Raw genomic sequence first — 15,106 nt, 5'->3', positions numbered from 1 at the left:
GCGTGTTATTTCTTATCTTTATCCGACGAATTGCCTTTCTTAAACAAGCTGTCCATAAGGTCCATTGGCATTGGGAACAATATGGTGGAGTTTTTCTCACTCGCAATCTCGGTTAACGTTTGTAAATAACGTAACAAAATAGCGTTGGGCTCGGCGGCGAGTTTAGTTGCTGCTTCGACCAATTTTTCAGACGCTTCCATTTCGCCAGACGCATGAATCACTTTTGCCCGCCGGGTTCTTTCGGCTTCGGCTTGTCTTGCGATAGCTCGTACCATGGTTTCATTTATATCGACATGCTTAATTTCAACATTCGATACTTTTATTCCCCAGCCATCTGTTCTTGCATCCAGTATGGCTTGGATATCGGTATTGAGCATCTCTCGATTCGCCAACATTTCATCCAGTTCATGCTGACCTAATACCGATCTCAAGGTGGTTTGAGCGAGTTGAGAGGTCGCCTGCAAGAAATCTTCCACGTTGATAATGGCTTTTTGTGGGTCGACGACTCGAAAGTAGAGTACCGCGTTGACCCGGACAGATACGTTGTCCCTGCTGATGACATCTTGACTAGGGACATCCATCACAACGGTTCTTAGATCAACCCGTACAATTTGTTGAATGATCGGGATGACGATAATCAACCCTGGTCCTTTTACCTTTTCAAATCGACCCAGAAAGAAAATAACGCCTCTTTCGTACTCCCGAAGCACATGAAATAAGTTAAAAGCAATGAAAGCAATTAAAACAACAATAACTGCGGGGATTATCAATCCACTACTGAGTAAAGATTCCATCATTTTTTCACCCTCCTTTGATCTTTTGTCACCAACAAAGTCAGACCATCTACGGCATTTATCGTGACTGTGTCACCTTTATGTAGCGGGTTGTCGGATTGGGCGGCCCATCGTTCGCCTCCGAATTGGACAAAGCCGTTACCATCAAAATTATCTTCTATCTCCACCTGGCTTCCAATCATAGATTCTAGGCCACTCACTACTTTTTTAGTTCTAAGTTTCCACAGTCGTTGCAGCACAAACAAGATAAGAATGGCGGTAGTAAATGCAATGCTGAAGATTAATTTTAATGAAATTTTAAGGTGCGGAACGTCACTATCAATAAGGAATATCGAGCCAAGAGTAAAGGCAATAATCCCACCAAAACCTAACAGGCCAAAGCTCGGTATTAACGATTCGGCGATCATCAGAGCGATACCAACCAGCATGAGGCCCATACCAACATAGTTAACCGGCAACATCTGAAATGCATACAGTGCTATCAGCAATGAGATAGCACCAGTAATCCCCGCAATACCAAATCCGGGGCTATAAAACTCTAGTAATATCCCATAAATACCAATGAGCATTAATATATAAGCGACGTTAGGATTAGTGATAGTGGAAAGAAACTGATTTCGCCAGTCCGGTTTTCTCTCTTCTAAAGTCGCTCCGGTCAAGTTCATAGTTTGTTGTTGTTTATTGACTTCTATCGTTTGGCCATCTAACCGTGTGATCAATGACGCCGGGCTATCGGCAATCAGATTTATGACATTAAGTTCAAGCGCTTCTGTCGAGGAAAGCGTGGCGGCTTCTCTGACGGCTTTCTCTGCCCATTCAACGTTTCGGCCTCTTAGCTGCGCTAATGAGCGTATGTAAGCGATTGAATCGTTAAGTACTTTTTTCTCCATCGCCGTTGGTTCACTCGGTTTGTCATCCGTTTCCTTCTTTCCCGTTGGCGCGCCGCCCATCATTACCGGAGTAGCGGCACCAAGTGTCGTTGCAGAAGACATGGCGGCGATATGGCAGGCATAAAGGATATAGGTCCCTGCACTTGCTGCGCGAGCACCAGACGGATAAACAAGACATAAAACAGGAATGTTCGACGAAAGGATTTGTTGGTTGATATCTCTTAAACTCGATACCAGCCCACCGGGGGTATCGATGACAATAATGACAGCAGGATACTGGGATTGATGATTGGCGCGGCGAATTTCACTTGTGACATATTCGCTTACAGCGGGACCGATAGCTCCACTGATTGTTATAACAGGAATTGTCTTTGCCAACACATCATTTGATTCAACAGTGTCAGCAAAAGACAAGTACGTAAACCCCAATAAACAACTCAAGGCTACTCTAATCACCCAACGACACATTTGACTTTTCCACAAAGAGAGTCACTAAAAGTGTAGTTCAACTATGGTTAAGTTGTAAATGTGATGACACAAATAGGGCGATAAGCTCGCGTTTATCGTTGGGAAAAAAGGCCTCTTAAAGACACTTCATTGGTTTTACTCAAAGATAAACTGGCGGCTAATGCCACCGCACCAAGTACGTAATAAATCGTGAGATGTACGACGCCAGCATTCAAAAAGCCAGACAATGGCTCAGGCGTAAATATCATACCAGGCATCGCTAGAATGGCGTTGAAAAACGAGCTGACGCCATAAAATCCAAGAACGTACACGGACAGAAAATTGACCGCGAAACCAACCAAGCCCATTACTAATAACGGTGAACTAACAAGCTGAGATGTCATTAGCGCCATTGTGGCGAGCGGTAAGAGTGCCAATGCGACTAGTGTCATCCGAGCAAGGAAACTTAACCAATTAAAAAGTACATTGAAGATGGATTCTTGGCTGACCAATACGGCCAGTTGATTATCCGTGGCGATATTGAGTAACCACAATAGCAGGTTTGCATTGAGCACCAATACAGAGCAGATAAGCGGGATAACTAATAACCCAAAACCCAGTTTTACGACGTGAGTCATTAGGTGAGAGACAGGCATACTACGCCAAAACATAGCGCTGCCTTCTTGACGCTCTTTTCGCAGAGTTTTTGGTAGATAAAGCGTTGAAAGAAGTACCGAAATAATCCAAACCGAAGAAGCAATACCTAGGTTCAGGTTAGACGAAAAATCAACCAGCATATTGCTTGATTGTCCGCCAAATTGGACCTGATATGAGAGATTACCTTGTAAGTCAGAATTGGTCAGTAGTCCAACAAAAATCAATACAGTACAAATTAAAATAAAGAAAGGGACACGAGTCACCAATTTATGCTCAATTAATTCTTTTTCCAGCATATAGATACTTGAATGCATTACGCTGTCTCCCTTTGTAGAGCAATAAATATGTCGGCAAGGCTAGCACGATGAACGTCACCTAACCCGCTGACTTCTGGTAATCGGTCGCTTTTTAGCAACCACTTAACTGAACCTAATCCGATTTGGTGACTTAAAGGGTTTAGGGTAGAGATTTTATCGCTATGAATGTTGGCTGCATCAAGAATAAAGTAGGCCTCGCTGATGTTATCCATACTGTCTTGGAGCACTTTTTTGCCTTTCTTCAGGACAAGCACATCAGTCAGTAGATGTTCTATTTCTGATACCTCGTGGCTGGCAATAATCAGTGTGCGTTCACCATCGTGAAACCATTCTAAGAGATGACGATAGAAGGTATCTCGGTAAAGAAGATCCAAGCCCAATGTTGGTTCATCCAAGATAAGGACGCTGGTGTTAGTGGCAATAACCACCGCCAGATGCAATTGCACCTTCATCCCTTTAGAGAGACTTTCTATTTTGCTTGATAGCTCAATATTGGTATTCGATAGCGTCAGTTTGGCTTTTTCAATATCAAAACTTGGGTGGACACCGGATGTGTACTTAAGCAGTTGAGCGACACTCATCCAGCCTGGAAGTACATTTACATCAGAGATATAAGACAAGTGTTCCATCAACTTCGCATGTTGGTTGATAGGTTGGCAGTCGTTTATAGTGATCTCACCTTTGTAGCGGTGTGCACCTAATAGGGCATTGATTAGCGTCGATTTTCCTGCGCCATTGTGACCAAGTAACCCCAATACTTGCCCCGCACAAAGCTCGAAACTGATATCGTGCAATGCGTCTTGTTGACCATCGCTTTTTGACTGATGGTAGTTTTTAGAAACGTGTTTAACACTGACTAAAGGTTTCATTTTTCACCTGTTGTATCTTGTTGTAATTTTTGAATACGTTGTAGCTGTTGAACAAACTCGTCGAGCGGCATGTCTATCTGCTGTAATGTTTGTGCAATTAGGGGCATTTGGCGTGTCATAAAATCAGATTTCTGTTTATTCTGTAGCATCTTCAAGGCGCCTTTTGCTACAAACATGCCTTGGCCTCGTTTCTTCTCAACTAAGCCGTCATCAACTAAAAGCTGATAGCCCTTCATAACAGTTAAGTGGTTAATCTTTAGCTCTGCAGCGACTGTCCTCACTGACGGCAGCGGTTGCTCTTCTAGCCAGACCCCTTGCAAAATCTGCTCGGTAATCTGTTCACTTAACTGACGAAAAATAGGCTGATTATCTTGCCAATCGGTCATCATTACCTCTACGTATGATTTTGGTTGGTGCTATATATGTGTATAACACTATACTTCCGAAAAATAATTGCAAGTATTTTGAGGTTTTTATTTGTGAATAATTATTGGGATACTGAAAAACCAGTAATTTATGTACCGGTCAGTACTCGTCGTTCCCGTGAAAACGGGAATCTGCGTATTCGTTATGAATTCAGAGCCAGATATTAGATCCCCATTTTCGTGGAATACTGTTCGGTTAATGCTAAATACTTCGTCATTCCCGTGAAAACGGGAATCTTGGTATTCGTTATGAATTCAGAGCCAGATATTAGATCCCTATTTTCGTGGAATACTGTTCGGTTAATACTAAATACTTCGTCATTCCCGTGAAAACGGGAATCTTGGTGATATTAGATCCCCATTTTCATGGGGATGACGAGCGGGAGTGAGGATGATAAATGGCAGGGAGGATGATGAATCAAAGTGGGGGATTGCGAAAGTGGGGGGTGACAAAGGCAGTAAGGAAACACTCGTTGAGACTAAGGCAAATTTCCGTCATTCCCGTGACAACGGGAATCTGCGTATTCGTTATGAATTCAGAGCCAGATATTAGATCCCCATTTTCGTGGAATACTGTTCGGTTAATGCTAAATACTTCGTTATTCCCGTGAAAACGGGAATCTTGGTGATATTAGATCCCCATTTCCATGGGGATGACGAGCGGGAGTGAGGATGATAAATAGCAGGGAGGGTGATAAATAGCAGTGAGGATGATGAATCAAAGTGGGGGAATGCGAAAGTGGGGGGTGACAAAGGTAGTAAGGAAACACTCGTTGAGACTAAGGCAAATTTCCGTCGTTCCCGTGACAACGGGAATCTGCGTATTCGTTATGAATTCAGAGCCAGATATTAGATCCCCATTTTCGTGGAATACTGTGCGGTTAATGCTAAATACTTCGTCATTCCCGTGACAACGGGAATCTGCGTATTCGTTATGAATTCAGAGCCAGATATTAGATCCCCATTTTCGTGGAATACTGTGCGGTTAATGCTAAATACCTCGTCATTCCCGTGAAAACGGGAATCTTGGTGATATTAGATCCCCATTTCCATGGGGATGACGAGCGGGAGTGAGGGTGATAAATGGGAGTGAGGATGATAAATGGCAGGGAGGATGATGAATCAAAGTGGGGGAATGCGAAAGTGGGGGGTGACAAAGGTAATAAGGAAACACTCGTTGAGACTAAGGCAAATTTCCGTCATTCCCGTGACAACGGGAATCTGCGTATTCGTTATGAATTCAGAGCCAGATATTAGATCCCCATTTTCGTGGAATACTGTTCGGTTAATGCTAAATACTTCGTCATTCCCGTGAAAACGGGAATCTTGGTGATATTAGATCCCCATTTCCATGGGGATGACGAGCGGGAGTGAGGATGATAAATAGCAGGGAGGGTGATAAATAGCAGTGAGGATGATGAATCAAAGTGGGGGAATGCGAAAGTGGGGGGTGACAAAGGTAGTAAGGAAACACTCGTTGAGACTAAGGCAAATTTCCGTCGTTCCCGTGACAACGGGAATCTGCGTATTCGTTATGAATTCAGAGCCAGATATTAGATCCCCATTTTCGTGGAATACTGTGCGGTTAATGCTAAATACTTCGTCATTCCCGTGACAACGGGAATCTGCGTATTCGTTATGAATTCAGAGCCAGATATTAGATCCCTATTTTCGTGGAATACTGTTCGGTTAATGCTAAATACTTCGTCATTCCCGTGAAAACGGGAATCTTGGTGATATTAGATCCCCATTTTCATGGGGATGACGAGCGGGAGGGTATTGACCGCCCACTTTCGTGGGGATGACGAAAGTGGGGAAGTCGCTATCTTAAGTTACTTTGCTTCAGCAGGTAACAAGAAAATGCCTGTTGGATTAATGGTTAAGTAAGCGTGGTCCGAAATCTCAGGGTCAAATTGCGAGGAGTTTAGTTGCAACAATAACTCCTGACCATGCCAGTTAACGGCAACTTCGTACATGGAACCCATATAAACGATGCCTTTAACCTGACACTGTTGGCAAACGTCGCCTTCTCCAGCCAGTAATATAGCCTCTGGTCTAACGCCGATTTGATAGTTCCCTTCAGGAAATCCATCAATAACGTCTTTGTCAGCACCAATTTTATAGCCATTGATATTGAGAAGATCACCGTTGTAAGAACCATCAAAGATATTGGCATCGCCCATAAAGTTCGCCATAAACATAGAAGCAGGTGAACGATACAGTTGATCCGGTGAACCTTCCTGCATGATTTCACCATCGTTCATTACGATAACCGTGTCGGATACCGCGAATGCTTCCGCCTGGTCGTGGGTTACATACAAAGACGTAATGTTAAAACGCTGTTGAAGTTCACGAATGGTTTCACGCATGCTGCGACGTAAGTTGGCATCCAAGTTACTCAAAGGCTCATCAAAAAGAAGCACTTTTGGTTTTAATACCAAAGCACGAGCTAGGGCAACACGTTGCTGCTGACCACCAGAGATCTGGTCGACAAAGCGGCTTCCCATGTCATCTAGACCAACCAGTTTTAAGGCTTCATCAACACGTTGTTTGATTTCCTTGGCTGGCAACCTAATCATTTTCAAACCATAAGCGACGTTCTCGTGAAGAGACATATGCGGAAATAACGCATAGGATTGAAACACCATACAGATATCACGATGCTGGATAGACGTGTTCGTCACGTCCTCACCATCGATAAAGATCTGACCGCTGGTTGGTTTCTCTAGACCAGCAACTAAACGCAATACGGTTGTTTTACCACAACCAGATGGGCCGAGTAGAGTAACCAGAGTGCCTTTTTCGATTTCTAGATCAAGGTTGCCAATTACCGTATTGTCTCCAAAGCGCTTACATACATTTTTTAGCACTACAAAGCTATTTTCTTTCATTTTTAAATTCTCCAAAACTTATTCTTGGTTCTTGGCTTTTGAACGGGAAATTCGGGCTTCGCCCACGAAATAATCAAAGGTCAGTATGATAGACAACATGACAAAGATAAGCAGCGAACCATAGGCAATCGCGATGCCGTATTCACCATCTTCTACGCGGTTCAAGATGTAAGATGTCGCAACGCGTGTTTCAGGTGTAACAAGGAAGATGATGGCACTAACGGTTGTCATGGCTCTTACAAAACTGTAAATCAATGATGATAAGATTGCAGGGCGCAGCAACGGAATCAATATATAGATGATCGTTTTGAATGAGTTGGCGCGTAAGCTTAGTGATGCCTCATCCAGCGATTTATCTAACTGACCCAAACCAGCCACACCAGCACGAATACCCACAGGCACATTTCGCATTACCATGGAGATGACCACAATAGCGGCGGTTCCCGTTAGGTAGATTGGTGCATCGTTAAATGCGAGGATGTAAGAAACACCCGCAACCGTTCCTGGAACTGCAAAACAGAGCATTGTTGCAAATTCAATGACCTTCTTGCCACGGAAATCCTGACGTACAACGATATAAGCGATAAGCAAACCAAAGGTCGCGGTAATCGGCGCCGCAATACCAGCGTATGTCATGGTACTGATTAACGAAGGCCATGCGCCTTCACCAAAGCCCATACCAAATAGATTGATATAGTTGTCTAGTGTTAAGGAGTAATCGATTCCCCAGTTAACGGTAAAGCTACCAAATACGATACTTCCGTAAAGCAGTACATTAAATATCATCCAACCATACAACGTAACCGAGACGAAGGTACGTAGGCTGTTCGGTAGTGGCTGAACGTCACCGCGATAAGATTTACCCGATATCGTTACGTAAGAACGCTTGCCGATCCACATGTACTGAATTACGAATATAGCCAGTGAGAAGATAAGCAGAACAGCACCTAAGGTACTTGCCGAGGCATAATCTAACTGAGCGCCCGCAATATAGAAATAGATCTGCGTCGCGAGTACGTCGAAACTACCGCCAAGTACAAGCGGGTTACTGAAGTCAGCGAGTGACTGTACAAAGATGATCAAAAATGAGTTGGCTAAAGCTGGCTTAAGCAAAGGTAAAACGATGCCGAAGAATGTCTGATAGCGATTAGCACGAAGTGTGTATGAAGCCTCTTCTAAAGATGGATGTAGCGATTTCATTGCACCATCTAAAATCATAAAGGACATTGGCGCGAATGCAAGAACCTGAGCCATCCAAATACCGGTAAAACCATACAACCAATTGGTATTTTGGAAGCCAAACCAGTCCACCATCAATTCGGTGACATAGCCTGAACGGCCAAGCATTAAGGTTACCCCTAAGCCAACAACAAATGGTGGTGTAACGATCGGTAGAATCGAGAATATTCGGGTAATAAAGGCGGATTTTTCTGCTATACGAGTGGAGTAGATAGCGAAAATCAAACCAAAGAAGGTGGCCGTAATACCAACGGAAGAACCTAGGAATAAGGAGTTAAGAATGATTTGAACGATCTGCTTTTGCGACAGAATTTCAATAAATTGCCACGCGACAAAGTTGCCCATGTCGTCTTGAAACATCGGCACAAAGATAGCGATACTCGGGAAGAGAATAAACGCAGAGATCAAGCCAATGATGGAGACTAAAGAGCCGATTACAAAAGAATCGCCCCCCATAAACTCTAAGCGAGCCATGGCGAGTGTCATTACACTGCCTAGTGCAGCAAAAAGGAAGATGGTGGAGTAACCCAAACCGTGTCCGGTGACCGCAGAAGAAGTGATGATAAATAGGATACAAAATAACGAGTAACCAATATCGAACTTATGGCGGGTTAGGTGGTATTTATTTAAAGCGTGTTTAGGGCGAATTAGAAGCACTAAGGGCAGGCTAAACCAAAGCCATGCAATGTTTCTGCTGCTCCATCCCATGGCTTCAAAAAATTCATCTGAAGTAGAGTCGAGTACCCCATAATCAAGCGAAAATGTAGGTAAAAGCACGAAAGCGGCGACGATAGACAATATCCAATAGAAGATGTAGTCACGGTGCGGCTTCTCTTCAAAGTGATTTTTCAAGTCTGACTCTGCTGCTAATTGAGACATGATATTTCCAACCGAAAATTAGTGAATAAGAGACCTAAGGGCTGATATTTTCAGCCCTTATAAATAAAATTTTAGAGAGTTGAGCAACGCGGATGCGCTGCTCATACTAGGACAGCTTATTCGCCCATTTTAACGACGTTTACCCACTTCTTGATTAGGCGTTTACGTGTATCAGATGCGCCATAAGTGTTCATATCGTAGTTGATAAGATCCAGTTTCTTAGGGTCAAGCGCATAAGGAGATTGTTCTGCGTCAACATTCGTTAAGATTTGGAAAGACTTACCTTTTTGCCATGCAAGTTGCTGGCCTTCTTTAGATAGTACCCAGTCGATGAATAATTTGGCGTTCTCTTCGTTACGAGCGCCTTTAATCATACTCACACCACCAATTTCATAACCCGTACCCTCACAAGGAGAGATAAGCTCTAAAGGTGCGCCTTGCGATTGCTCTAGAGAGTAATCGTGAAGGAAGCCGATACCAATAGCGATTTCGCCACGAGCTGAGTTACGAGAAGGTGTTACACCAGATTTGGTATATTGAGAGATGTTTTTGTCTAAGCTTTTGAAGTATTCAAAAGCTTTATCTTCACCCCAAAGCTGGATAAAAGTGGCGAGTGCAGTATAAGCAGTACCAGAACTTTGTGGATCAGCAATCTGAATTTCATCTTTGTATTCTGGTTTAGTCAAATCTTCCCAACAGCGTGGAATCTCTAAACCTTTTTCAGCTAAACGCTTGGTGTTTACACCGAAACCTAAAATACCCATATAAACGGCAGAAGAGTAGTTACCTTTGCGTTTTGCTGGGTCTTTAAATTCTGGAATGATGTTCTCAAGTTCAGCGGATTTATACGGAGTAAGTAGATCCATTTCACCTGCTTGAGATTGAGGATCCAACGTACCGCCGTACCATACGTCTGCTCTTGGGTTTTTACGTTCTGCTTGAATTTTGGCAAGGGTACTACCCGAACCATTTCGAACGAAAGACGTTTTTACATCATGCTTTTCAGAGAATGCTTTGGTTTCGGCTTCACACATTGCGTTTGTCGCACTGCAGTAAATAACCAAACGACCTTCAGCCATAACTTGCGGGGCAGCAAGTGCAGTAGAACCTAAGATACAAGCGGCTAAGAGATGGCGTTTAATATTACCTTTCATCTTTGTTTCCTCTTTTATTGTATTCACTCAGCAACGAAAGCGTTTGCTTTGTTAACCGAGCGTCAGTCACTTCTTTGTGACAACTTTTATTATGTAGAGACCCGAAATAATGAATGGGGCTACATATTATGTAGGTGTACGACTTGTGCCTAGGCGATGATACGTTGCCAAATGCACAACTCTTTTTGGGTACACTGCAATACTAAAAAAAGAACAAACAAATAGAGTGAGACAGGTTTTTAGCCAACTAGGAATTTTTCCTAGTTTTAGGCTGCTTATGTGAGTATTGAGACGGGGTTCACAGTTAAACGCTATTGGTTTCAACGGTTCTCTGTTGTGCCCGTAAGAATGGAATCAACAACATACCGACAGCGGCGGCCGCAAATGTGACCACCGTAAAGAACCCTTCCCACTGAAATTGTTCAATAACGATGGAAAGTGGATACCCCGCCAGCGCGGCACCTAGGTAACCGAACAGACCAACAAAGCCCGTTGCTGTCCCGGCTAGGCTTTTGTGAGAGCACTCGGCGGCGGCCATACCAATCATCATCTGTGGGCCAAAGATAAAGAACCCGATAGAGAACAAGCAACCAGAGAGAACATAGATATTATTGATAGGGGTTAGCCATAACGCGGCAACCGAGATAAAAATGCCTAAGGCGAATATGAGGTTCATCGGTGCACGGTTGCCGTGGAAAAATTTATCGGAGCCCCAACCACCGAGCAATGACCCTAAAAAACCACCGACTTCAAACATGGAAACGGCCGTATTGGCAGTGAGTAAATCAACGTGATGCCGTTCGACCAAATATAAACTGCCCCAGTCATTGACCGCAATTCTGACGATGTAAACCAATAGATAAGAGCTACATAGCAACCAGATGTACTTATTACCCAACACGTAGGTTTTAATAATGGTTTTAAACGGTAGATTTTTTCCTTCTTCTTCCTGTTGCTTTTCTAGTGGGTCATCGCGCCAGTCTCCGACCGTAGGCAAACCGAGGGTGGTGGGTTTGTCTTGCATGCGAAAAGATAGGATTAACCCCACTACAATGGCGATGATTCCGGGCACAATAAACCCATAGCGCCAGCCCCAAGTGATGGCAATAAAACCTATTAAAATTGGCAGCAATGCGCCACTTACGTTGATGCAGGTATTCCACAGAGACCACCAGAACCCCCTTTCGGAGCGGGAGTACCATGTTGTCAGTAGCTTAGCGCATGCGGGCCAGCCCCAGCTTTGGAAAAATGCATTGAGCATCCATAAGATAACCATTACCGTGAGTGATGAACTCAAGCCAAATAAAATATTGATCACACCAGAGGCTATCAAGCCGAAACCCATAAAATAACGAGGATTTGATTGGTCACTGATCATCCCTGACAAGAATTTGGATGTACCGTAGGTGATGTAATAGACAGTGGCAATCATACCGATATCCGAAGGCTCCCAACCTAGATCGGTGAGCATTACGGGCATGCTGAAATTCAAACTCTTACGCGTAAAATAAAAAACACCGTACCCAACATACATGGACAGCATCAAATGCAATCGCCAATACTTGTAAGTAGAATCGATAGTCCGTTTATCTGTTATCAGCGTTGCGGGTTGTTTTTGAGACAACATGCCAAACATGAAGTGAATCCTTGAGTGTTGAAATGGGTAATGAGTTTATGATGTTGGTTCATTCTGTTTCTTTGTGGGTAGATTAACCAATACCCGAGTACCGAGTTCTCCGTCGATAGTTAAGCTTCCGCCAAGCGCGGTGACACGTTCTTGTAGCCCTTTTAAGCCCGTCCCTTTCGTTCGCCAGTTCGCAGGTAAGCCAATGCCGTTATCTCTATATTCCATGCTAAATAGAGAGCCAGGTAAAAAAGTGAGGTTCACTTCTGTCGCTTGAGAGTGTTTGGTTGCGTTGTTAATGAGCTCTTGCACAATGCGATAGATAGTCACGGAGGTGACCTCGTCCAGTTGTTCAGTATCAAACCCAATATTTAATCTAAAATCGACGCTGCGTTCCGAGAACTTCATTTCATTGGCGAGTTGTTGCAGCGCACTTTCTAATCCGAGTTCATCGAGTATGTGTGGTCTCAATTGAGACAGCAAATGACGGGTCGCACTGTGGACCTTAAAAGCCAGATCGTTGATCGCCGTGGCAATCTGTCTTGTGTTGTCTTCTTTCGCCGTTCTATTTGCAAGGGTTGCTTGTATTTGAATCGCAGTAATGTTCTGGCCTATTTCGTCATGCAGCTCACGCGCAACCGACTTGCGAATATCCTCTTCTACATGCACCAATTGGCGAGCAAGCTCTTGTTTTACTGATAACTCATGAGCGAGTTCGTGGATGACCCTTTTGAGTTTCTCGGATAGAAGATATTGGCGACTAATGGCAATACCCAACCCTAAGCCAACGAGTGCCTGAGTGGTCAAAAAAAGCTGCATCTCTTCGTATGTGGCAAATGATCCCATCACTTTTTTCGCCATGGTAAGCAAGATACTGTTCATCACCGCCGCAAGCACGCCACCCTGCCATCCGTATCGGTAAGCCATAAAGATATTTGGCAGTAGAACAATGATTAAGAGCAGCGACGCCATCTGTTGTTTAAAGCTGAGCTCAGCGATAAGGCCGATGCAGAAAAACAGAGACATCCACAAAAAGGCCGACGGCCTTAATGTGACTTCTTTGTGGATAAGAGTGGGGGAAAGCGGAACCCAAACTTTTCGGTTTAAATAGTCGTGCAACAGATAAAAGAACGGCGCAAGAATAATACCACCGGTTAGAGATGCAATGGTGGTGCTGTAAATGAGGTTAAGAGAGAGACCCAGAGGTTTGCTCAGCAGTAGAATTGCGCAGGCCTGTAAAAATGCATTGATGATGATGACAACTAATAAACCAAGCAGTTGCTGCCAATAGGTTTCTAATCGTTTCCACCAGGCTTGAATAGGGCGTATTAGTGCACCACTTATAAAGGGCGCAAGGAGCAATAAAAAGTCGGATTGATTGAGCTCTAATACTTGAACAATTCCAACGGTAATACATAACTCGCTGAATAGAATAACCCACCAATACTTGACAGGCATTATTAACAGTACTGCCAGCCTTAAGCCAACGGGCAGAAAAAGCCCCGCAGTATGGATATCTGTTACCAGATAGCCACTAATACTCCACAAGCAGAACCACGTAACGCTATAGATTACGAAGGTAAATATGCTGGTAAATGTGTGGCTACCAATGTGTTCTATTGAACTCTTCATTCTGGCAAGAGTTTATTTCTAATCGCAAATCGGATTAGGTCAACGTTATTAGAGAGAGAGAGCTTGCTTAGAATGTTCGCACGATGAACATGCACCGTTTTATGGCTTAGGGAAAGATCGAATGCGACCTCTTTGACATCTCTTCCTTGTATAAGGTGTTCAAAGATCTCTTTTTCTCGCTTGGTCAGTTCATTCAGTGCGGAGGATGGAGCACCAGCGTTGCTCAGGTTGAACAGTGCATCAGCACACAGATAGCGATCGCCATTAGAGACGGTACGGATAGCGGTAACCAGTTCCCCTGGTCCGCAACGCTTAGATAGGTAACCTAATGCACCGGCATCAATTGCTTTGCTTACAAACGAGGCGGAGTCATAGATGCTCAGCACAATCGCTTTGAGTTCAGGGTTAATGTGTTTTAAACGGGCAAGCAGAGACAAGCCACTTTCATCAGGCATAGAGATATCAATTACCGCAACATCTAAATGCGCGATTAAAGGTAAGGCAGTAAATGCCTCTTTGGCTGAGCTATATTCGCCAACAACAGTGATGTCCGATTCGACACTCAACAACTGGGTAAAGCCTGATCGCACCATGACATGATCATCAACTAGGGCAACAGATATCATAATTATCATCCTTTTATTATTGCGGATACTCGCAAAAGCAATCAACATGATCAAAATTGATGGCGTGAGGTGTGATGGAGTCGATGATTAATTATAGAACTTGTCGCAATAGGATCATAAATTTCGTCATTGAGGTGTTAGCTTGGAATCATTTAAGTAAATGAATCGGTAATTTTGCTGAATATCCCGAGTTTGGCCTAAATAGAGGTAATTAAAGGTTGTTTTATAGGCAATTGGCGCGATAGGCGCTATTTTTAGTGTTTTTCCTCTTGACCAAACCTCTAAGAATCATTAAATTAGCGCCTCGTTGTTAACGCAGCGACACAAATTCGGTGAGTTGTCCGAGTGGCTGAAGGAGCTCGCCTGGAAAGCGTGTATACGGCAACGTATCGAGAGTTCGAATCTCTCACTCACCGCCACATTGATGAATCAAGACGTCCTAGGACGTCTTTTTTTATGCCTGTAATTTAGTTAAATCAATAAGTTAGCGTCTCATCTCGTGTCATATCGTCTCATAACATCCGGTGATTTGGGGTATGACAGAGTGTATGATTTAATCAAACCCGGATTGGGAGATATACACTAAATCGGGTTGCAACGTCATATATCTGCGCATCAAGAAATTGTCGATACTTTCCCTTTTAAAAACAAATTAACTCAAT

13 protein-coding genes and 1 tRNA gene are annotated in these 15,106 nt (G+C 43.6%); 3 read left to right on the top strand and 11 right to left on the bottom strand.

Features of this window, described 5'->3' with window-relative positions; all coding sequences use genetic code 11:
- Positions 1-5 precede the first annotated feature (5 nt).
- The 5 genes from IUZ65_RS10550 to IUZ65_RS10530 all read right to left on the bottom strand — a co-directional run bounded on the left by IUZ65_RS10550 (position 6) and on the right by IUZ65_RS10530 (position 4,360).
- Complete coding sequence (locus IUZ65_RS10550) at positions 6-797, bottom strand: slipin family protein (RefSeq protein ID WP_195703686.1); 792 nt, start codon at positions 795-797, stop codon at positions 6-8.
- A complete protein-coding gene (locus IUZ65_RS10545; RefSeq protein WP_195703685.1) occupies positions 794-2,152 on the bottom strand; it encodes an NfeD family protein in 1,359 nt (452 codons plus the stop codon). The genes IUZ65_RS10550 and IUZ65_RS10545 overlap by 4 nt, the downstream gene beginning before the upstream one ends.
- Positions 2,153-2,244: 92 nt before the next feature.
- Positions 2,245-3,102, bottom strand: a complete 858-nt coding sequence (locus tag IUZ65_RS10540; RefSeq protein ID WP_195703684.1) for a hypothetical protein — start codon at positions 3,100-3,102, stop codon at positions 2,245-2,247.
- Complete coding sequence (locus IUZ65_RS10535; protein ID WP_195703683.1) at positions 3,102-3,974, bottom strand: ABC transporter ATP-binding protein; 873 nt, start codon at positions 3,972-3,974, stop codon at positions 3,102-3,104. The genes IUZ65_RS10540 and IUZ65_RS10535 overlap by 1 nt, the downstream gene beginning before the upstream one ends.
- Entirely contained in the window at positions 3,971-4,360 is a 390-nt protein-coding gene (locus IUZ65_RS10530; RefSeq protein WP_195705085.1) for a GntR family transcriptional regulator, read from the bottom strand. Before IUZ65_RS10530 ends, IUZ65_RS10535 begins: the two co-directional genes overlap by 4 nt.
- Positions 4,361-4,790: 430 nt before the next feature.
- Between IUZ65_RS10530 and IUZ65_RS10525 the strand changes: the two genes are divergently transcribed.
- On the top strand, positions 4,791-4,952 hold the full coding sequence (locus IUZ65_RS10525; RefSeq protein ID WP_195703682.1) for a hypothetical protein: 162 nt from the start codon (positions 4,791-4,793) through the stop codon (positions 4,950-4,952).
- 542 nt (positions 4,953-5,494) lie between these two features.
- On the top strand, positions 5,495-5,656 hold the full coding sequence (locus tag IUZ65_RS10520) for a hypothetical protein (protein ID WP_195703681.1): 162 nt from the start codon (positions 5,495-5,497) through the stop codon (positions 5,654-5,656).
- A 575-nt stretch (positions 5,657-6,231) separates the two neighbouring features.
- Here IUZ65_RS10520 and fbpC read toward each other — a convergent pair.
- From fbpC to IUZ65_RS10490, 6 genes are all read right to left on the bottom strand, one after another.
- Positions 6,232-7,290: a ferric ABC transporter ATP-binding protein gene (fbpC, locus tag IUZ65_RS10515; RefSeq protein WP_195703680.1), complete on the bottom strand. Its 1,059-nt coding sequence runs from the start codon at positions 7,288-7,290 to the stop codon at positions 6,232-6,234.
- A gap of 18 nt (positions 7,291-7,308) precedes the next feature.
- Positions 7,309-9,408, bottom strand: a complete 2,100-nt coding sequence (locus IUZ65_RS10510; protein ID WP_195703679.1) for an ABC transporter permease — start codon at positions 9,406-9,408, stop codon at positions 7,309-7,311.
- Between the two features lie 116 nt (positions 9,409-9,524).
- Positions 9,525-10,562 (bottom strand): ABC transporter substrate-binding protein, encoded by a 1,038-nt coding sequence (locus IUZ65_RS10505; protein ID WP_195703678.1) that lies wholly within the window; start codon positions 10,560-10,562, stop codon positions 9,525-9,527.
- Positions 10,563-10,866: 304 nt separating this feature from the next.
- Positions 10,867-12,198 carry an MFS transporter family glucose-6-phosphate receptor UhpC gene (gene uhpC / locus IUZ65_RS10500; RefSeq protein ID WP_195703677.1) on the bottom strand — a complete coding sequence of 444 codons (1,332 nt, stop codon included), beginning with the start codon at positions 12,196-12,198 and terminating at the stop codon, positions 10,867-10,869.
- 36 nt (positions 12,199-12,234) lie between these two features.
- Positions 12,235-13,818: a signal transduction histidine-protein kinase/phosphatase UhpB gene (uhpB, locus tag IUZ65_RS10495; RefSeq protein WP_195703676.1), complete on the bottom strand. Its 1,584-nt coding sequence runs from the start codon at positions 13,816-13,818 to the stop codon at positions 12,235-12,237.
- Positions 13,815-14,444 (bottom strand): response regulator, encoded by a 630-nt coding sequence (locus IUZ65_RS10490; protein WP_195703675.1) that lies wholly within the window; start codon positions 14,442-14,444, stop codon positions 13,815-13,817. Before IUZ65_RS10490 ends, uhpB begins: the two co-directional genes overlap by 4 nt.
- A 331-nt stretch (positions 14,445-14,775) precedes the next feature.
- Between IUZ65_RS10490 and IUZ65_RS10485 the strand changes: the two genes are divergently transcribed.
- A tRNA-Ser gene (locus IUZ65_RS10485) sits at positions 14,776-14,863 on the top strand.
- Positions 14,864-15,106: the final 243 nt, after the last annotated feature.

It is taken from the genome of Vibrio sp. VB16, assembly GCF_015594925.2.
In the GTDB taxonomy this organism is placed as follows: domain Bacteria; phylum Pseudomonadota; class Gammaproteobacteria; order Enterobacterales; family Vibrionaceae; genus Vibrio.
Note: the sequence above shows the minus strand (reverse complement) of the source record. Positions and strands in the feature narration are given on the sequence as shown.

Bases quoted from the DNA above. Each gene is read 5' to 3' on its own strand.
- IUZ65_RS10535 (WP_195703683.1), bottom strand. From the start codon at position 3,974: ATGAAACCTTTAGTCAGTGTTAAACACGTTTCTAAAAACTACCATCAG.
- fbpC (WP_195703680.1), bottom strand. From the start codon at position 7,290: ATGAAAGAAAATAGCTTTGTAGTGCTAAAAAATGTATGTAAGCGCTTT.
- IUZ65_RS10520 (WP_195703681.1), top strand. From the start codon at position 5,495: ATGATAAATGGCAGGGAGGATGATGAATCAAAGTGGGGGAATGCGAAA.
- IUZ65_RS10510 (WP_195703679.1), bottom strand. From the start codon at position 9,408: ATGTCTCAATTAGCAGCAGAGTCAGACTTGAAAAATCACTTTGAAGAG.
- IUZ65_RS10550 (WP_195703686.1), bottom strand. From the start codon at position 797: ATGATGGAATCTTTACTCAGTAGTGGATTGATAATCCCCGCAGTTATT.
- IUZ65_RS10505 (WP_195703678.1), bottom strand. From the start codon at position 10,562: ATGAAAGGTAATATTAAACGCCATCTCTTAGCCGCTTGTATCTTAGGT.
- IUZ65_RS10490 (WP_195703675.1), bottom strand. From the start codon at position 14,444: ATGATATCTGTTGCCCTAGTTGATGATCATGTCATGGTGCGATCAGGC.
- IUZ65_RS10525 (WP_195703682.1), top strand. From the start codon at position 4,791: ATGATAAATGGCAGGGAGGATGATGAATCAAAGTGGGGGATTGCGAAA.
- IUZ65_RS10530 (WP_195705085.1), bottom strand. From the start codon at position 4,360: ATGACCGATTGGCAAGATAATCAGCCTATTTTTCGTCAGTTAAGTGAA.
- IUZ65_RS10545 (WP_195703685.1), bottom strand. From the start codon at position 2,152: ATGTGTCGTTGGGTGATTAGAGTAGCCTTGAGTTGTTTATTGGGGTTT.
- IUZ65_RS10540 (WP_195703684.1), bottom strand. From the start codon at position 3,102: ATGCATTCAAGTATCTATATGCTGGAAAAAGAATTAATTGAGCATAAA.
- uhpC (WP_195703677.1), bottom strand. From the start codon at position 12,198: ATGTTTGGCATGTTGTCTCAAAAACAACCCGCAACGCTGATAACAGAT.
- uhpB (WP_195703676.1), bottom strand. From the start codon at position 13,818: ATGAAGAGTTCAATAGAACACATTGGTAGCCACACATTTACCAGCATA.